The sequence below is a fragment of the Leptotrichia sp. oral taxon 218 genome, assembly GCF_018128225.1.
GTDB lineage: Bacteria > Fusobacteriota > Fusobacteriia > Fusobacteriales > Leptotrichiaceae > Leptotrichia.
The window spans coordinates 1124037-1142231 of the sequence record NZ_CP072377.1 but is presented as its reverse complement, the minus strand read 5'-3'; the positions used below and the strand labels follow the sequence as shown (position 1 = coordinate 1142231).

The 18195-nt window shown below is 28.8% G+C and carries 19 protein-coding genes; 16 read left to right on the top strand and 3 right to left on the bottom strand.

What is annotated here, in order from left to right:
• Positions 1–10 precede the first annotated feature (10 nt).
• The 14 genes from truB (at position 11) to J5A73_RS05210 (ending at position 11995) form a co-directional block, all read left to right on the top strand.
• On the top strand, positions 11–1027 hold the full coding sequence (gene truB / locus J5A73_RS05270) for a tRNA pseudouridine(55) synthase TruB (protein ID WP_211613645.1): 1017 nt from the start codon (positions 11–13) through the stop codon (positions 1025–1027).
• 17 nt (positions 1028–1044) lie between these two features.
• A complete protein-coding gene (locus J5A73_RS05265; RefSeq protein ID WP_211613644.1) occupies positions 1045–2634 on the top strand; it encodes a hypothetical protein in 1590 nt (529 codons plus the stop codon).
• 40 nt (positions 2635–2674) lie between these two features.
• Entirely contained in the window at positions 2675–3247 is a 573-nt protein-coding gene (gene ruvC / locus J5A73_RS05260) for a crossover junction endodeoxyribonuclease RuvC (protein ID WP_211613643.1), read from the top strand.
• A 50-nt stretch (positions 3248–3297) separates the two neighbouring features.
• Entirely contained in the window at positions 3298–3765 is a 468-nt protein-coding gene (locus tag J5A73_RS05255; protein ID WP_211613642.1) for a tRNA (cytidine(34)-2'-O)-methyltransferase, read from the top strand.
• Between the two features lie 215 nt (positions 3766–3980).
• The gene (gene thyA / locus J5A73_RS05250) at positions 3981–4850 is read left to right on the top strand and encodes a thymidylate synthase (RefSeq protein WP_211613641.1); all 870 of its coding nucleotides are present in this window, start codon (positions 3981–3983) and stop codon (positions 4848–4850) included.
• Between the two features lie 18 nt (positions 4851–4868).
• The gene (locus J5A73_RS05245; RefSeq protein ID WP_211613640.1) at positions 4869–5366 is read left to right on the top strand and encodes a dihydrofolate reductase; all 498 of its coding nucleotides are present in this window, start codon (positions 4869–4871) and stop codon (positions 5364–5366) included.
• A gap of 2 nt (positions 5367–5368) precedes the next feature.
• Positions 5369–5935, top strand: coding sequence for a TetR/AcrR family transcriptional regulator (locus tag J5A73_RS05240; protein ID WP_211613639.1), 567 nt, complete (start codon positions 5369–5371; stop codon positions 5933–5935).
• A 19-nt stretch (positions 5936–5954) separates the two neighbouring features.
• Positions 5955–6632, top strand: a complete 678-nt coding sequence (locus J5A73_RS05235) for a lysophospholipid acyltransferase family protein (RefSeq protein ID WP_211613638.1) — start codon at positions 5955–5957, stop codon at positions 6630–6632.
• A gap of 67 nt (positions 6633–6699) precedes the next feature.
• The gene (metG, locus tag J5A73_RS05230) at positions 6700–8607 is read left to right on the top strand and encodes a methionine--tRNA ligase (protein WP_211613636.1); all 1908 of its coding nucleotides are present in this window, start codon (positions 6700–6702) and stop codon (positions 8605–8607) included.
• 64 nt (positions 8608–8671) lie between these two features.
• Positions 8672–10054, top strand: a complete 1383-nt coding sequence (locus J5A73_RS05225) for a tetratricopeptide repeat protein (protein ID WP_211613634.1) — start codon at positions 8672–8674, stop codon at positions 10052–10054.
• A gap of 71 nt (positions 10055–10125) precedes the next feature.
• A complete protein-coding gene (locus J5A73_RS05220; RefSeq protein ID WP_211613632.1) occupies positions 10126–10641 on the top strand; it encodes a TlpA disulfide reductase family protein in 516 nt (171 codons plus the stop codon).
• A 111-nt stretch (positions 10642–10752) separates the two neighbouring features.
• Positions 10753–11016 (top strand): 30S ribosomal protein S15, encoded by a 264-nt coding sequence (gene rpsO / locus J5A73_RS05215; protein ID WP_211613629.1) that lies wholly within the window; start codon positions 10753–10755, stop codon positions 11014–11016.
• Positions 11017–11153: 137 nt separating this feature from the next.
• Positions 11154–11441, top strand: coding sequence for a hypothetical protein (locus J5A73_RS10445; RefSeq protein ID WP_249069151.1), 288 nt, complete (start codon positions 11154–11156; stop codon positions 11439–11441).
• Complete coding sequence (locus J5A73_RS05210) at positions 11390–11995, top strand: lysophospholipid acyltransferase family protein (protein ID WP_249069150.1); 606 nt, start codon at positions 11390–11392, stop codon at positions 11993–11995. The genes J5A73_RS10445 and J5A73_RS05210 overlap by 52 nt, the downstream gene beginning before the upstream one ends.
• Before the next feature lie 57 nt (positions 11996–12052).
• On the opposite strand, the gene J5A73_RS05205 is transcribed toward J5A73_RS05210, so the two are convergent.
• The 3 genes from J5A73_RS05205 to udk all read right to left on the bottom strand — a co-directional run bounded on the left by J5A73_RS05205 (position 12053) and on the right by udk (position 14945).
• Positions 12053–12847, bottom strand: coding sequence for a potassium channel family protein (locus J5A73_RS05205; protein WP_249069149.1), 795 nt, complete (start codon positions 12845–12847; stop codon positions 12053–12055).
• Positions 12848–12934: 87 nt separating this feature from the next.
• Positions 12935–14272, bottom strand: coding sequence for an FAD-dependent oxidoreductase (locus tag J5A73_RS05200; RefSeq protein ID WP_211613627.1), 1338 nt, complete (start codon positions 14270–14272; stop codon positions 12935–12937).
• A gap of 31 nt (positions 14273–14303) precedes the next feature.
• Positions 14304–14945, bottom strand: coding sequence for a uridine kinase (gene udk, locus J5A73_RS05195; protein WP_211613626.1), 642 nt, complete (start codon positions 14943–14945; stop codon positions 14304–14306).
• Positions 14946–15155: 210 nt separating this feature from the next.
• Here udk and J5A73_RS05190 point away from each other — a divergent pair, with 210 nt between their 5' ends.
• Entirely contained in the window at positions 15156–17831 is a 2676-nt protein-coding gene (locus tag J5A73_RS05190) for a cation-translocating P-type ATPase (RefSeq protein WP_305798692.1), read from the top strand.
• A gap of 87 nt (positions 17832–17918) precedes the next feature.
• Entirely contained in the window at positions 17919–18194 is a 276-nt protein-coding gene (locus tag J5A73_RS05185) for an HU family DNA-binding protein (protein WP_211613622.1), read from the top strand.
• The last annotated feature ends 1 nt before the right edge of the window (position 18195 follow it).

Here is an 18195-nt window from a genome sequence, read left to right as displayed (position 1 = left end):
AAGGAGTAAAATGAAAAATAATTTTGAAAAAGATGGAATAGTTTTATTAAATAAAGTTAAAGGAGTTAGTTCGTTTGGAGCAATCAATCATTTGAAGAGAATTGTTGGTGCAAGGAAGGTGGGGCATACAGGAACACTTGACCCAATGGCAGAAGGAGTTATAATGGTGTTGATAAATAATGCTACAAAATTTTCAGATGATTTGATGAAAAGAGATAAAGAATATTATGTGGAAATGGAATTAGGTTATGAAACGGACAGTTATGATTTGGAAGGTACGATTGTAAAAGAATTTACTGGAAAAATCGAAATAGATGATGAGAAAATAAAAGAAGTCATAAATAGTTTTTTGGGAAAAATCGAACAGATTCCGCCGATGTATTCCGCAATAAAAATTGATGGAAAAAAATTATATGATTTGGCAAGAAAAGGAATTGAACTTGAAAGAAAACCTAGAAAAGTGGAAGTTAAAAAATTAAGAGAAATAAAAATTTTGAGAAATGAAAAGATAAAAATATCGTTTTTTGTGGAAGTTTCAAGTGGGACTTATATAAGATCACTTGTGCGGGATATAGGTGAAAAATTGGGAGTTTTTGCAACAATGACAAGACTTGTTAGAACAAAAATTGACCAGTTTGTGATAGAAGATGCTGTGACGATTGATGAGTTAGAACAAAAATTTTTAAAATTTGACAAAAACAAAGAAAAAGAATTGGAAAAATTGGAAAAACTGGAAAATCTTGGATATTTTGCGGAAATTGAATATGTTTTGGAATATTTGGGAATTAATGTTTCTGATGAAAAATATAAAAAGTTGAAAAATGGAATGACGGTACTTACTTCCCACAAAAAATTTGAAAATATAAGTAAAAAGTTTGGGACAAAAATTGTAGTTTTGGCAGGACAAAAATATAAAGTTTATGTGAGAGATAGAAGAACTCAAGAGAGAGTTTTTCGTGGAGTTGTAAAAGTTGTGAGAGTTACAGAAGATAGAATTTATTTGAAAAGAGATAAATATTTTTTATAAAAGGAGAATTTTGTTTTATGAAAAAGGCTAGAAAATATGTGTTTGACATTGAAGTATTTCCAAATTATTTTTGTGTCGTGGCAAAGCAGTTAAATGGCAAAGATATTTTTGTCATTGACTCGGACAACTTTAATCAGCAAAAAAAAAGATTGTATGACATTATTTCAAAAAATGTGATGATTTCGTATGCGGGACATGGATTTGATGATTTGATTATAAATGAACTTTTGAGATATAAAAATAGAGTAGCTAAAAGATTTTTATTGAATAAGAATATTAACGATATTCAAAATTTGTATAAAGAAAAATATAAAAAGGGAAAATGTGAGTTTTATTCTTATGACATTGCCGATGAATATAATTTGAAAGTCGGTGTAAAAGGATTTGAGTTTAATTTGGGAGAAAATATTGAAGAACAGGATTTTACGAGTTTTAACAGAAGTATAAAAAAGGGAAATTATGACGAAATAGTTGAAAAAGTTGTGGATTATTGTTTAAAAGATGTCTTGGCTACAGAAAAAATGTATAATTATGTTGCAAAAAATAAAAATAATTGGGAAGAAAAAGAAAACTTATTAGATATTATAACAACTGGAAATTATAAAAATAGCATGAAATTAAAGACTAAAATAAAATACCTTTATTACAACAACGATAAACTTTTATCAATAATTTTAAAAAATAATTTAAATATTGAGCAACCTAAAATAATTCCAAAAAAAATTTTTAAAACAAAAGAAGAAAGTTATTATTTAGAGAACAATGTGTATAAATTGTCAATAAAAGATGACTTTTTGTATAAAAGTCTTTTGGGAAATAAAATATTTAAAAAAAGTGATTTGAATATTTTAGAAAAAATTTCAAAAAGTTTACTTTTGAAATCTTCATATTTGAGAGGAATTACAGGAAAACATGAAAGAATAATTTTAAAAAAATTGAAAAAATATTTGAAAAAAGAGAAAATTAAAGTGCTTGATGCTTCTGAAAATGAAGTTTTTTTGTTAGTTGACAGAGATGTAAAAGAGCTAAAAATTAAAATAGAAAATAAATATGGAGATATTTTGCAAATAAATAAAATAAATAAATTTTTAAAAAATAAAAAGTCATTGCTTTATGAAATTGATAAAAAGATTATCGGTACTAATGAGTTTTATTATGGTGATTTAATTATTCCAAAACAGCATATTTGGATGGTAAAAGTGCTTAAAAATTATTTTTTTGACAAAGAAGAGATTGAAACTGAAATAAAAGAATTATATTTAGAAAATCCTAGCGTATTTTTTCTTTATGCATCTGTCTATGAAAGTGTTTATTCTTGTGACAATAACGGTAAAGTACTTTATGATGATGAAGACAAACTTAAAAAGAATAGAAAATACAGATTTTATTTTTCGAAAACAGGAAACTATAAAGTTGTGATTCAAGAAAAAAATAAATATTATAATAAATTTGGATTTGGAGATATAAATAGTAATTTATATAAAGTAAAAAAAGTAGAAACAAGTGTAAGTGAATTTAAAGATTATGAAGATATAGATTTACACAGTTATATTGATTATGCTAAAAGTTATATAACTAAAAATTTTAGTGAGAATAATAATTCTTAAAAATTTTTAAAATAAAAAATATAAAAAATTAGGAGAGAAAATGAGAGTTTTGGGAATTGATCCAGGGACGGCAATTGTTGGATATTCAATTATTGATAATTCAAAGAAAAAATATGATGTATTGGATTACGGTTGTATTCTTACTGAAAAAGATGAAGATATGCCAATCAGGTTGGAAAAAATTTACGATTCACTGGATGAGATTGTAAAGCGTTACAAACCGACTGATATGGCGATTGAAGATCTGTTTTTTTTCAAAAATCAGAAGACGGTTATAAAAGTTGGTCAGGCAAGAGGAGTGATCACGCTTGTCGGACAAAAAAATAAGTTAAATTTGTTTAGCTATACTCCGCTTCAAGTGAAAATGGGGATTGCGGGATATGGTCGTGCGGATAAAAAGCAAATTCAGCAGATGGTAAAAATGATTTTACATTTGGATGAAATTCCAAAACCTGACGATGCGGCAGATGCTTTGGCGATCGCAATTACTCACATCAATTCGAAAAATGGATTTGGTGGATTTGAGCGGGGAGATAATATCACGAAAAAACTTGCTAAATTAAATACAGACAAAATAAAGTTGTCTGATTATAAAAAATTATTGAATAAATAAAAATATAAAAATTATAAAAAAAATAAATAATAAAAAAGGCGGTAAAAAAAATGAATATAGTTTTATTGAATCCAGAAATTCATGTAAATACAGGAAATATAGGAAGAACTTGTGTTTTGACAAATACAAAATTGCATTTGATTAAACCTTTAGGATTTGAGCTGGATGATAAAAAAATTAGAAGAGCAGGACTTGATTACTGGAAAAATGTTCAGCTTTTTGTCTGGGAAAGTCTGGAAGATTTTTGGAGTAAAAATATTGAAGGTAACGAAAATGCTAAGATTTACATGGCGACTACAAAAACTAAGAACAAATATACAGATGTAAAATTTCAAAAAGATGATTATATAATGTTTGGACCAGAGTCAAGAGGAATTCCAGAAGATTTTTTAAATGCTCACAAAGAACAGAATATCACAATTCCAATGTTGCCGCTGGGTCGTTCGCTAAATTTATCGAATTCAGTTGCGATTGTTTTATATGAAGCATTAAGACAATTAAATTTTGATTTTGAATAAAATAACAAAAAAATTTTTTTTGAGTTATATTGAACTATGTGATATAATAAAAAATAAAAAAAAATAATAATATTAAAAATAAAAATAAAAATAAAAAAAATAATAATTATAATTAATGAAAGGAGAAATATCTTAAATACAAAATGAGTTTATTTTATAAAAAATTATAAAATAAATTTATTGTCAATTTTGTAAATTTAAGAATAAAAAAAAATATGAAACAGTATTTGGATATGGTAAAGTATGTATTAGATAACGGAACAAAAAAAGAAAATCGAACGGGAGTTGACACTATTTCAACATTTGCTTATTTTTACAAAGTTGATTTGAGTTGTGGTTATCCGCTGCTAACTACTAAAAAAATGTATTTTAATTCGATGTTGCATGAATTATTCTGGTATTTGTCGGGCGAGGAACATATAAAAAATTTAAGAAAAAAAACAAAGATTTGGGATGCTTGGGCTGACGAAGAAGGACGGCTTGAAACTGCGTATGGAAGATTTTGGAGAAGATATCCTGTACCAGAAATTTCATTGGACGGAGAAGTTTTTGTGGATGAAAATAATCCCTGGACGACGCGGGAAGAAAATGGACAGCTTGTATTTGACCAGATTCAGTACATTATTGACACATTAAAAGAAATGAAGGTAAATCCTCAAACAAGAAATGGACGAAGAATGATAGTTGTCGCTTGGAATCCAGGAAACGCAACTATCAGTAAATTACCGCCGTGTCATTACACTTTTGCGTTTAATGTTTCAGGAAATAAATTAAATTGCCACTTGACTCAAAGAAGTGGAGATATAGCACTTGGAATTCCATTTAATTTGGCTTGTTATTCACTGCTTACGATGATGATTGCAAAAGAGTGCGGATATGAGCCTGGAGAATTTGCTCATACAATAATTGATGCTCATATTTATGAAAATCATATTGATGGACTTCGTGAACAATTAAAGAGAGAACCGATGAAGTTAGCTAAGATTAAAATTGCTGATAAGCCTTTTGATGAGCTGACATTTGAAGATATTACACTTGAAGATTATGAGAGTCATCCTGCAATAAAATTTGAAGTGGCAGTGTAAATTTTGAAGGAGAAGAAAATGTTTAGTTTGATTGTTGCAGTTGGAAAAAATAACGAAATTGGAAAAGAAAATAAATTGCTTTGGCATGTTCCTGAAGATTTGAAGAATTTTAAGAAAATAACTTCTGGGAAAAAAATTGTGATGGGAAGAAAAACTTTTGAGAGCATTGGTAGACCACTTCCAAATCGTGAAAATATCGTGCTTTCGAAGACAATGAAAAATGATGATAATTCTGTTTTGATTTTTGATGATTTTTCTAAATTAATAGAAAAATTTAAAGATTTAAAAGATTTAGATGAAGAAATTATTATAATCGGCGGTGAAAAAGTTTATAAAAAGTCTTTAGAGCTTGGAATTGTAGATAAAATGTATATAAGTTATATAGATTTTGCAGATGAAAAGGCGGATGCTTATTTTCCTAAAATAGATTTTAAAAATTGGAAAAAAATTTTTGAGAAAAAATATGAAAATTGGAAGTTTTGTATTTTTGATAAAGTTAAAAAGGAGAAAAGTTAGATATGCCAAAGTTGAAGTTTACAAAGGAAGTTATAGTTGATGCGGCTTATGATATTTTGAAAGAAGAAGGATTTGAGAGTATAAGTGCTAGAAAGATTGCAAAAAAGCTGAATTGCTCCACAGCACCAATTTATTTTAATTTTGAGACAGTTGAAAAAGTAAAAGAAGAAGTTATTAATTTATGTGAAAAAAAATTAAATAATTATTTATATGGCAATTATTCACAAAGACAAATATTAAATGCGTCAATTGGATTTGTAATTTTTGCAAGAGAAGAAGGAGAGCTATTTAAAACAATATTTTTAAATATTACAGAAAGATTTAAAAAATTGTATAAAGAGACATTGGACTATCTTTTGACTCAAGAAAGTCTTTTGCTAAGTTTTCCAAATTTAACTTTTGAAGAAGGAAAAGAAATAATAAACAAGTTGTGGTACTTTATATTTGGATATGCAACATTGGTTTGTACAAGTTTTAGCTATGAAGAAAAAAAGAACGAAACTGATAAAGTTATTGAAGAGAAAATAATTGGAATGTCAAAGTATTTTAAAATGGAAAATTTTAAATAAAAAATGGAGAGACAAATTTATGAATAAATACAAATTCTTAGGAACAATTTTACATTTTTTTTACAGAGTTTTAAGTTTTACGACGAGAAAAGAATATTTTTATGCAAAAAATTCAGAAATGATGAATAATCCTAATATAATTGTTTTTTGGCACAGAAAAATTTTTACAGTTTGTAATGCAACAAGAATAATTAAAAAAAAGGCTTCAATAGTCAGTGCTTCAAAAGATGGCGAAATATTGTCAGAAGTTTTAAGAAGAGAAGGAAATGATCTGATTCGAGGCTCATCAAACAGAGACAATATAAAAAGTTTGAAAGAGGCAGTAAGGTATGCTAAAAAAAAATATACATTAGGAATTGCAATTGACGGACCTAGTGGACCAATTTTTGAACCAAAGGCTGGAGCAATTTTTATAGCACAAAAAACAGGAATGCCAATAGTTCCAGTGAGTTCTTATTGCAGCAAAAAGTGGATTTTTAAAAATATGTGGGATAAACTGGAAATTCCAAAGCCGTTTTCTAAATGTGTTCATTATGTTGGAGAAGAATTTTATTTATCAAAAGAAATAAAAATGGAAGATGCAATAAAAATAGTAAAAGAAAAAATACATAGTGCTGGTTACAAGGCATTTGAAATTTATGAAAAAAAATACAATAAAAATTCAAAAACACTTGAATTTAATGAAGAAAAGTTTTAAAATATAAATATAATTAAAACTAAACTAAAAATATATATCAATAAAATTTTAAGGAGGAATAAAAATTATGTCAAAATCTTTTTATATAACAACACCAATTTACTATCCAAACGCAGCACCACATGTTGGAACAGCATACACGACAATCATTTGTGATGTTGTTGCGAGATATAAAAGATTGTTGGGGTACGATGTGACTTTTTTAACTGGAGTCGATGAGCACGGTCAAAAAATTCAGCAAGCAGCTGAAAAAAATGGATTTACACCACAACAGTGGGTTGATAAGATGTCGTTAAATTTTACGACACTTTGGAAAAAATTGAATATTTCAAATACCGATTTTATGAGAACGACACAACAAAGACATATAAATAGCGTAAAAAAAATAATAAAAATTGTAAATGAAAAAGGCGATATTTATCGTGGAGAATACAGTGGAAAATATTGCGTTTCTGAAGAAACTTTTGTCCCTGAAAATCAATTAGTTGATGGAAAATACATGGGAAAAGAAGTTATTGATGTAAAAGAAACATCATATTTTTTCAAATTGTCAAAGTATGAAGACAAACTTTTAAAATATATTGAAGAAAATCCTAATTTTATAAAACCTGAAAGCAAAAAAAATGAAGTAATTGCTTTTATAAAACAAGGGTTGCAAGATTTATCAATTTCAAGAACGGTGTTTGACTGGGGAATTCCGCTAGAATTGGAAGAAGGACATGTAATTTATGTCTGGTTTGACGCTTTGACTAATTATTTGACTGGAGCTAAATATTCGGAAGATAAGGGGAGATTTGAAGATATTTGGATAAATGGAGAAGTAAATCATGTTGTTGGAAAAGATATTTTGAGATTTCATGCTATAATTTGGCCAGCTATGCTTATGTCCGCAGGTATTCCTTTGCCGCAAACAATAGCTGCACATGGATGGTGGACAGTTGAAGGAGAAAAAATGTCAAAATCTCTTGGAAATGTTGTTGATCCAGCAAAAGAAGTGGATAAATATGGACTTGACGCATTTAGATATTACTTGATGAGAGAAGCGACTTTTGGACATGACGCAGATTATTCCAAAAGATCAATGGTTCAAAGAATAAATTCGGATTTGGCAAATGATCTTGGAAATTTACTTAATAGAACGATTGGAATGCAAAAAAAATATTTTAATTTAGAAGTTGTGTTAAATGAAGCCAATGAAGAAATTGATAACGAATTAAAAGATTTGTGGAATAAAACTTTAAAAGAATTAGATAGACATATGAATGAATATCAGTTTTCAGAAGCTCTAAAAGATATTTGGAAATTTATTTCAAGACTTAATAAATACATTGATGAATGTGAACCTTGGAAGTTGGCAAAAGAAGAAGATAAAAAAGACAGACTTTCGACAGTTATGTATAATTTAGTAGAAGGACTTTATAAAATTGCTATAGTTATTTCTCCGTTTATGCCACAGACAGCGCAAAAAATGATTGATCAATTGGGACTTATTGAAGATGTGACAAAAATTAAATTAAAGAAATTTAAAGAATGGGGAATTTATCCGATTGGAAATAAATTAAAAGATCCTGAACCTATTTTCCCACGAATTGATTTGGAAGAAATTGAAGAAGAAGAAAAAGAAGAGTTTAATTCAAACTTAAAAATTGAAAATCCAATAACAATCAATGATTTTAGCAAAGTTGAAATGAAAGTTGTACAAATTGAAAAAGTTTCTAGAGTTGAAAATGCTGATAAACTTTTAAAATTTATCGTGAATACTGGAACTGAAAAGAGACAAATTGTTTCAGGAATTGCAAAATGGTATAAAGAAGAAGAATTGGTTGGAAAAAAAGTTATGGCTGTGTTAAATTTAAAACCAGTAAAATTAAAAGGAGAAATTTCACAGGGAATGCTTTTAACAACTGTGGAGAAAAAACAGACAAAATTGATATTTATTGATGAGAATGTAAAACTTGGAGCGAGTGTTAAATAAAATTTAAGTAAGTTAAAAGATTGTGGGGTTAATATTTAATTTTGAAGGACGGGATTGATAAAATATGAAAAAATGGTTATGTTATTTATTTTTTGTTCCATTTTTGTTTGTATCTTGTTCCAATGACAAGGGATATGATTATTTGGAAAATTCTTTACTTGGAATTTTTTCAAAACAGGAAAATGACGAGTATATAACAAAACAGTTGGAAAAAGCAATAAAATTAAAAAATAAAGAAGCTTTTGCACTGTCACTTATATATTTGGAAGGAAATAGTGAAGAAATTTTTAACAAATATTTGAAAAAAAGTAATGGGTATGCTGAATATTTTAAAGCACTTTTACTAAAAAAACAAAATGGCAGCGAAAATGAAATTTTAGAACTTTTGGAAAGTTCTGCAAAACAAGGATTTAGTAAAGCTTATTATGTGATGGGAGATATTTACGAAAATAAATTAGAATTTACAAAAGCTCAAGAGTATTTTAAAAAAGGTAAAGATGCTGGAGATTTTTTATCTTTGCGTTCATATGAAGCTGGAAAAAATATGATGAGTTATTACAAAAAAATCGAAGCGTTAAATAAAAAAATGGACGAAGGAAATATTTCAAAAGATGAAAAAAAAGAGCTTGGGACTCTTCTTGTGGAAAGAACACAGTATGTTGGGAAAGCCTATGATATTTTAAAAGACTTTTTAGCTGAAAATTATCCGCCTGCACTTTATGCGAAAGCTAAAGTACTGGAAGGTGACGGGAAAAATGATGAAGCGATTAAAATATATCAGGATACCTTATTTAAAAATAAATATTATTTATCAGCTTATGAAATAGCTAAAAAATTGGCAGACGAAAATAAAAGTTATGAAACAGCGCTGCTTCCTTTAGCTGATATAAAAAGTGATGAAATATTGATAAATAGCTACATGGGATATTTATATGAAAATTTGGGTGATTTTAAAGACGCTGAAAAATATTATTTGAAAGCAGTGGATAAAAATGATATAGATACGATGTATTATTTAGGAAAAATGTATGAAACTCAAAATGAACTTAAAAAAGCAAAAAATATGTATACAAAAGCTTATGCGCTTGGTTCTTCAGAAGCTGGAGAAAGACTAGCATTCCTTTATGAAAATGAAGAACAAAGTAAAAATTCAGCTCAATCAGAAACTTTAAAAAATAAAGAAGCAAAAAAAATATTGGAAAGATTGTCTAAAAGTGATATAAGCAGTGCAACAGTAGCTTTGAGTTCTTATTATCCTAAAAATAGCAATAAAGTTAGAATTTTAAATTTAAAAGCCGCTGTGGATCAATATCCTGAAGCGTATTATAATTTGGGAGTTTATTATTTTAATAAGAAAAAAAATAAAAAAGCAAAATTTTATTTTATAGCTGCTAAAAGTACAGGATTTGATATTGGAGAATTTTATGAAGCTTTTTTAAAAAATTAAATTAATATAAAAAATTAAAAAATTACAGAATTACAGAATTATAGAAAGAAATAGAAGAAAAGAGGAAAAAAATGAAAAAATTTATTTTGTTGTTGTCGATACTTTTTGTATTTGTAATATCATGTGGGAAAAGTGCTGAGTTTGTTGTAAAACCACTAGATGGAGTTGATGACTTGGCAGGAGCAACGGTTCCAGAATTCGAATTAAAAGATTTGAATGGTAAAAAAATAAAAAGTACGCAAATTTTTAAAAATGGGAAAAAAACTTTGTTTATAGTTGCAGCTGAATGGTGTCCACACTGTAAAGAAGAAATTCCAGAAGTTCAAAGATTTTATGATAAAAATAAAAATAGGGTAAATTTAGTCGTAGTATTTACAAATTCTAGATCAAGTTTGGGAAAAGTTCAATCGTATATAAAAGATAATGGATACACAATTCCAGCGTATTACGACGAAAGTGGAGAAATTTTGAGAGGATTCAATGTGGAAGGATTTCCATTTAATTTAAAGATCAATGGAAATAAAGTTGAAGAACAATTGGAATTACCAGTGGATGAAGATTCACTTACAAAAACTTTTATGAATTAATTTCTTTACAAAAAAAAAGTTGTATGGTATAATATAGAAGAATTTAGACTATGAATATCAGTTTGCCACTATATTCTTGGTTTAGATAATAAAATTAGGAGGAAATTATAAATGGCATTAACAGCAAAAAAAGAAATTATTGAAAAATTTGGAAAAAACGCTCAAGATACAGGTTCTGCAGAAGTTCAAATAGCTTTATTGACAGACAGAATCAGTCACTTGACAGGACACTTGAAAGTACATCCTAAAGATGTTCACTCAAGAGTAGGATTATTAAAATTAATCGGAAAAAGAAGAAGATTATTAAATTATGTAAAAAATAGAAATGTAGACGATTACAGAAACTTAATCGAAAAATTAGGAATCAGAAAATAGTAAATAAATAAGAGCGTATTAGATATGCTCTTTTTTTTAAAAAAGTAGAAAATATAAATATAAATATAAGAATAAGAATAAATATAAGAATAAAGATAAAAAAATATAAAATAAAAAAATATTAAAAAGGAGAAATTATGTTAAAATTTTTTCTTGTGGCATTTAAAAAAGTTTTGTCAATTTTTCCACTTAAATGGCGATATAAATTTTTTGAAAAAATGGGACTTTTAGCGTATTTTTTAGTAAAAAAAAGGCGAGAATTGACATTGGACAATATAAAAAATGCTTTTCCTCAAAAAAATGAAAAAGAAGTTAAAAGAATTGCAAAAGAGTCATATAAAACGATGGGAAAAATGATAATGACTTCGATTTTTTGGAAGAAATTACAAAAGGGGAAAATACTTCGGTTGAAAATGAAGAGATAATGAAAAAGGCAATAGAAATGGCAAAAGATAAGGCAGTTTTGATTGTTTCATTGCATTTAGGTGGATTTGAAGCGGGAAGTAAAATGGAAAATTTGAGAAAATTTTATGCTGTTTTTAGAAAGCAAAAAAATGAGAAAATTAATGATTTGATGACTGAGTGGCGTGAAAAAGGTGGACTAAATTCAATTCCGCTGCATGAAAGTCAGCTTTTAAGCAAAGCTATAAACGAAAAATCGATAATTGCTTTGGCTTCGGATCACTATGGAAAAGATGTGGAGATTGAATTTTTTGGGAGAAAAACAACGGCGGTTGCTGGACCTGTGCTTTTGTCGATTAAGCATAAAGTTCCATTGGTACTGGCTTATGCGGTATTTGATAAAAATAATAAAATAATTGTAAAAAATAAAAAGATTATTGAGATAGAAAAGCAGAGTAAGTTAAAAGAAACTATGAAATTTAATATGCAAAAAATTTATAATGAGTTTGAAGAAATAATTAGGGAATATCCAGAGCAGTATATGTGGCAGCACAAAAGATGGAGAAAAAAGAAGTAAAAAAAGATTTAAAATGAGAAAAGAATATTTTTATTCAATTCAAAATTTTAAATCTTTTTATTTTTCCCGCTTTGATTTCACAAAATGTATAAAAGTGATAATTTCTTTTTTTTCAGAGTCGCTAAAGTTTTCAGAATTTAAAATATATTTGTCTAAGTCGTCAGTTGGCGCAATGTCATTTTGTTTATTTAAAAAATAAGTTGCGATTGTTCCTGTAATCATTCCGAAAGTTCCAATTCCAATGAGCATTAGAAAAATGGCAACGAATCTTCCAATATGAGTTTTTGGAGAAATATCTCCGTAGCCGACTGTAGTTGCTGTGACAAATGCCCACCAAAGGCTATCGCTATAATTCATCTTTTCTACATAGGAAATGACAAGAGCTGAAATAATAATTCCAAGCCCTGCCATAATTAGCAAATAAATTAAACCATTTAACTTTAAAAATTTTTTTATTTTTTTGTATGTTTTTTTTACAAAAAGATAAAGTTTTGATAATTTTAAATGTTTAAAAACTTTTGCAAATTTTCTAATTTTAAAAATTCTAAATAATCTAAAAATCGAATAATATGGAATTATTGAAATCAAGTCGGGAATGTTATTTTCAATAAAATTAGCTTTGTGCTTAGCAAATATAAATCTTATGATATAATCAATGGCGAAAATCAAATAAATTGAAAAATCAATAAATTCCAAAAGAGGATTTTTTGAAATATGAATATCACCATGTAAATCAAGTAGCGTCGTGGCAAAGCTGTAAATTGCAAGAAAAATAAAGAATATTTGATAATTTATCTTAAATTTTTTATTTTTGTTAATATCGATTTTAATTTTATTTATTTTATTTTTCAAAAAAACTCCTTTAATTTAATTTAACTTAATTTAATTTATTTTATTATGTTTTAATTTATTTTGCTTTATTTTATTTTATCAAAATAATTAATTTATAACTTTTCTATAAACTACAAGAAGTGGATTCCAAACACTTGCATTTGTTGGCGAATAAGCAAAGTCTATTTCGATAAATTTTTCAATCGGTATTTCAAAAGTGATAACAATTGCAATTTGGTCGATAAATTGTGCGACAGCTTCAAAACCCACCATTGCTCCACCAAGAACAATTTTTCTATCTTTATCATAAACAATTTCAGCACTTGCAGGAAATGAATCTGCGAATCCAGAGTTTTTATACATCGCTTTCATTTTGACAACATCGGCATTGTAGCCAAGTTCAGTTGCTTCTTTTAGAGAAAGTCCAGTTTGTGCTAATTTTATATCATAAAATGAAGTGGCAAATGAACGAATCAATCCTTTCCAGCTTATATTTTTTCCAGATAAGTGTTTAGCCAACATCATTCCGTGTTTATTTGCAACATCTCCAAGTGGCTCAAATAAATTTCTGTCAGTTTTATAATACTTATTAAATACACAATCTCCAATTGCGTAGACATCGTCTATATTTGTTTCGAATTTATCATTTATGACGATTTTTCCGCTATCAGTTTTTAATGTTTTAGGTAAAAAATCTATGTTTGGAGTAACTCCGATACTAAATAATGCGATATCAAAGTCAATATTTTCAGATGAGTCTAATTTTACTGATTTTGCAACATTATTTTCAGAATTTACAGCAGTGACACCAGAATTTAATTTTAGATTTATATCTTTTTCTTTAAATTTTTTGTAAATTTTTTCCTTTAGATTTTCTGAAATTGTCGGGAAAATTTCTTTTGCTTTTTCAATGACAGTTACATTAAGTCCATTTTTTTTGAAAGATTCTGCCATTTCAATTCCAACAAATCCAGCTCCAATTACAACTGCATTTTTTAGTTTGTTTTTGTTTTGAGTTAAATATTCTTTAATTTTAAAAGCACTTTCAGCGTGAGATAATGTAAATACATTTTCTAAATTTGGAGAATATCCTTTAATATTTGGGACAAAAGATTTTCCTCCAACTGCGATTACAAGCTTGTCATAAGAAAAAGTTCCGTTAATTTCGTCTCCCTTTACTTCAAGCGTTTTGTTTTCAAAATCAACGCTTTTAACTTCGTGATGAATTTTTACATTAACCCCTCTTTTCATAAAATCTTCAGGAGTTCCGTGCAAAACATTGCTTTTTTTTAATTCATCAGCGATAAAATAAGGAGTTGGACATCCAGCCCAAGCCACATAGCTTGACTTTTCAAACAAAAAAATTTCATCATCAGGATTTGCTTTTTTATATTGAGTGGAAAACATCATTCCGGCAGCTCCGCCACCAATTACAACTATTTTCATAAAATTTCCTCTTTTCTTTTTTTTCTTTTTTTTATTTCTCTTTTAATTTTTTAAATAAATAACGAAGTCGGCTGACAACCATATTTATCCCGACTTTATTGTCTTTTCCTCGTGGAATTATTACATCTGCGTATCTTTTAGATGGTTCAACAAATTCCAAGTGCATAGGTTTTACTGTGTTAATGTACTGGTTTTTTATGCTCTCAAAACTTCTAGCTCGTTCATGCAAATCCCTTTCAATTCTTCGCAAAAGTCTTTCGTCATCATCTGTATCTACAAATATTTTTGCATCAAATAAGTTACGGATCTTTTCAATTGCCAGAACTAAAATTCCCTCTACAATAATCAAATTTGCTGGATTGATATGTTCAGTTTTATCAATTCTATTATGAACTTGAAAATCATAAATAGGTTTTTCAATGGATTGATTATTTTTTAACGCAAGAATGTGAGATTCCAGCAAATCAAAATCTATCGCATTCGGATGGTCATAATTTAGCGTAACCCTTTGTTCGTAAGTCAAGTGGTCATTTCTTTTGTAGTACGAATCCTGTTCGAGAAGAATTGATTTAATTCCCTTTTTTTCTAAACTTTCGATAATTGCACGAGTGACGCTAGTTTTTCCAGATCCAGTTCCTCCTGCAATTCCGACAATAATCGTCTTGTAATCCATAAAAATTATATCCTCCGTTTAATATTTTTTCCTATTTTAAGTATATAATAGATATTAATTTTTTTCAACATAAAATTTTAAAAATTTTTTAAATAAAGAAATAGAGAAAATTAGAGAAATTAAATAAATTAAATAAATTAATATAGAAATAAAACTAATTTTAGTGTATAATATCTACAAAGATTTTAAGAAAGAAGAGGTAAGGTGAATATGTGGTTTACTAAATCATCAAAGGATGTTTTAAAAGAGCTGAATGTTTCGGAAAAGACGGGACTTTCAACTGAAGAAGTAAAAAAGCGGCTGGGAAAATATGAACCTAATAAATTGAAAGGAAAGCCGAAAAAAAGTTTGCTGCAGTTATTTTTGGCACAGCTTCAGGATATGCTTATTTATGTGCTAATTGGCGCAGCTGTCATTAATATTATTGCGCACGGAAAAGATGGAATAGCAGATGCCTTGATAATTTTAGCGGTTGTTCTTATAAATGCAGTAGTTGGAGTTGTACAGGAATCTAAGGCGGAAAAGGCATTGGAAGCGTTACAGCAGATGACAACACCTAAGAGCTTGGTTAGAAGAAATGGCGAAGTTATTGAAGTTAATTCGGAAGAACTGGTGCCAGGAGATATTTTAGTAATTGATGCGGGAAGATATATTCCAGCAGATGTCAGACTTATTGAAAGTGCTAATTTGCAGATTGAAGAGTCGGCACTTACTGGAGAATCTGTTCCAAGTGAAAAGGATGCTAATTTTATTACAACTGATGCAAAAATACCAATTGGAGATAAGGAAAATATGGCATTTATGTCAACTATGGCAACTTACGGAAGAGGAGAAGGAGTTGTAGTTGAAACTGGAATGAATACTGAAATTGGAAAAATTGCACAGATTTTGGATGAAGATAACAATACATTAACTCCGCTTCAGATAAAATTGGAAGAGCTTGGAAAAATTTTGGGATATGGAGCTTTAGCAATTTGTGGAATTATTTTTGTCATAGGGTTGATTCAAGGAAGAGAAGCGGTTGATATGTTTATGACTGCGATAAGTTTGGCTGTGGCGGCAATTCCTGAAGGACTTGTTGCGATTGTTGCGATTGTACTTTCACTTGGGGTAAAGACTATGTCAAGGAAAAATGCGATTGTGAGAAAATTACCAGCGGTTGAAACATTGGGAGCGGTAAATATTGTTTGTTCTGATAAAACTGGGACGCTTACTCAAAATAAGATGACTGTTGTAAAAACTTATACTTTGGATAATTTAAGGGATATTTCCAGTCAAGATGGACAAAAGGCAAATGTTGATGAAACTGAGTTAATTCGTTCGTTTGTGCTTTGCTCGGATGCATCTGTTGAAAATGGACAAGATATTGGAGATCCGACAGAAGTGGCTCTGATTGTCTTGGGAAATAAATTTGATTTGGAAAAAAACGCATTGAATGCTAAATATAAAAGGGTTTCTGAAAATCCATTTGATTCGGACAGAAAACTTATGTCGACACTTAATGAAGAAGGTGGAAAATATAGAGTTCATACAAAAGGTGCGATTGACAACATTCTTACAAGAGCAAATAAAATTCTTGTAAATGGAGAAATTTTACCATTGACTGAAGAAGAAAAAAATAAAATATTGAAAGTTGCTGAAGAAATGTCTGATGATGCATTAAGAGTGCTTGGAGTGGCATTTAAAGATGTTGACAGCCAAATTTTACCTGAAGAGATGGAAAAAGATCTGGTTGTAGTTGGAATTGTTGGAATGATTGATCCGCCTAGAACTGAAGTGAAAGATTCGATTGTGGAAGCTAAAAATGCTGGAATTACTCCGATTATGATAACTGGAGATCATAAGAATACGGCAGTTGCGATTGCAAAAGAGCTTGGAATTGCGACAGATATTAGCCAAAGTTTGACTGGAGCTGAAATTGATGAGATTCCAGATGATAAATTTGCTAAGGAAGTGAATAAATATAGAGTGTTTGCAAGAGTTTCGCCTGAGCATAAAGTTAAGATTGTAAAAGCGTTTAAAGAGCAGGGAAATATTGTGTCAATGACTGGAGATGGAGTAAACGATGCGCCGTCGCTTAAATTTGCCGATATAGGAGTTGCTATGGGAATTACAGGAACTGATGTTTCTAAAGGTGCTAGTGACATGATTTTGACTGATGACAATTTTACTACGATAATTCATGCGATTGAAGAAGGAAGAAATATTTTTAACAACATCAAAAAGACAATTATATTCTTGCTTTCTTGTAATTTGGGAGAAGTTTTGTGTGTGTTTATTGCAACATTATTTGGATGGTCAATACCGTTAGTCGCAACTCAGCTTTTATGGGTAAACCTAATAACTGATACATTACCAGCAATTTCGCTTGGAATGGATCCTGGAGATAAGGAAGTTATGACTAGAAAACCTAGAAATCCGAAGGAGAGTTTCTTTTCTGAAGGTGCGGGAATGAGATCAATTGTTGGTGGAGTGCTGATTGGAGTGCTTACACTTGTGGCATTTTACCTAGGAATTATTCATAGCGGGACTGTGCCTATTTCAGCCGTAAAAGACAGTAATCCTGCAACACGTGAAATTTTAACTTATGGAAGAACAATGGCGTTTATCGTTCTTACATTCTCGCAATTGTTTTATTCATTGTCGATGAGAAATAGTAAAAAGACTATTTTTGAAATTGGATTTTTTGGAAATAAATTCTTAATTGGTTCGATTATTATTGGAATAGTTTTGCAAATTGGCTTGACTTCAATTCCAAGTATTGCACAAATGTTTAAAGTGACTGCGATAGATCCGAGTCATTGGGGAATGGTAATTGGATTGTCACTTGTTCCGTTTGTTGTGAATGAAATTATAAAAGTGATTTCAAGAAGAAAAAATGATTAAAAAATTTTTAAAAAGTTTTTTATAAAACTTGACAAATGCTGAAAATATGGTACTATTATAGTGATAAAAAAAATTGGAGGAATGAAAATGTCAAAAAAAGAATTTGTAGATGCTTATGCTAAAGCAACAGGTGAAACTAAAAAAAGATCAGAAGAATTGGTAAATGCATTTTTGGAAACAGCAAAAGAAATTTTGGTAAAAGGAGATTCAATTCAATTTGTTGGATGGGGAACATTTAAAGTGGAAGAAAAAGCCGCTAGAGAAGGAAGAAATCCAGCAACAGGAGAAAAAATGCAAATTGCTGCCAAAAAAGTTGTAAAATTTAAAGTTGGTAAAAAATTGGCTGATGAAGTCAATAAATAAT

What these genes read in the sequence shown, in the direction of transcription:
- udk (WP_211613626.1), bottom strand. Translation starts at nt 14,945, where the DNA reads ATGGATTACAAGACGATTATTGTCGGAATTGCAGGAGGAACTGGATCT.
- J5A73_RS10445 (WP_249069151.1), top strand. Translation starts at nt 11,154, where the DNA reads ATGTTAAAATTTTTTCTTGTGGCATTTAAAAAAGTTTTGTCAATTTTT.
- rpsO (WP_211613629.1), top strand. Translation starts at nt 10,753, where the DNA reads ATGGCATTAACAGCAAAAAAAGAAATTATTGAAAAATTTGGAAAAAAC.
- thyA (WP_211613641.1), top strand. Translation starts at nt 3,981, where the DNA reads ATGAAACAGTATTTGGATATGGTAAAGTATGTATTAGATAACGGAACA.
- J5A73_RS05225 (WP_211613634.1), top strand. Translation starts at nt 8,672, where the DNA reads ATGAAAAAATGGTTATGTTATTTATTTTTTGTTCCATTTTTGTTTGTA.
- J5A73_RS05190 (WP_305798692.1), top strand. Translation starts at nt 15,156, where the DNA reads ATGTGGTTTACTAAATCATCAAAGGATGTTTTAAAAGAGCTGAATGTT.
- truB (WP_211613645.1), top strand. Translation starts at nt 11, where the DNA reads ATGAAAAATAATTTTGAAAAAGATGGAATAGTTTTATTAAATAAAGTT.
- ruvC (WP_211613643.1), top strand. Translation starts at nt 2,675, where the DNA reads ATGAGAGTTTTGGGAATTGATCCAGGGACGGCAATTGTTGGATATTCA.
- J5A73_RS05245 (WP_211613640.1), top strand. Translation starts at nt 4,869, where the DNA reads ATGTTTAGTTTGATTGTTGCAGTTGGAAAAAATAACGAAATTGGAAAA.
- metG (WP_211613636.1), top strand. Translation starts at nt 6,700, where the DNA reads ATGTCAAAATCTTTTTATATAACAACACCAATTTACTATCCAAACGCA.
- J5A73_RS05200 (WP_211613627.1), bottom strand. Translation starts at nt 14,272, where the DNA reads ATGAAAATAGTTGTAATTGGTGGCGGAGCTGCCGGAATGATGTTTTCC.
- J5A73_RS05235 (WP_211613638.1), top strand. Translation starts at nt 5,955, where the DNA reads ATGAATAAATACAAATTCTTAGGAACAATTTTACATTTTTTTTACAGA.
- J5A73_RS05220 (WP_211613632.1), top strand. Translation starts at nt 10,126, where the DNA reads ATGAAAAAATTTATTTTGTTGTTGTCGATACTTTTTGTATTTGTAATA.
- J5A73_RS05255 (WP_211613642.1), top strand. Translation starts at nt 3,298, where the DNA reads ATGAATATAGTTTTATTGAATCCAGAAATTCATGTAAATACAGGAAAT.
- J5A73_RS05240 (WP_211613639.1), top strand. Translation starts at nt 5,369, where the DNA reads ATGCCAAAGTTGAAGTTTACAAAGGAAGTTATAGTTGATGCGGCTTAT.
- J5A73_RS05265 (WP_211613644.1), top strand. Translation starts at nt 1,045, where the DNA reads ATGAAAAAGGCTAGAAAATATGTGTTTGACATTGAAGTATTTCCAAAT.
- J5A73_RS05185 (WP_211613622.1), top strand. Translation starts at nt 17,919, where the DNA reads ATGTCAAAAAAAGAATTTGTAGATGCTTATGCTAAAGCAACAGGTGAA.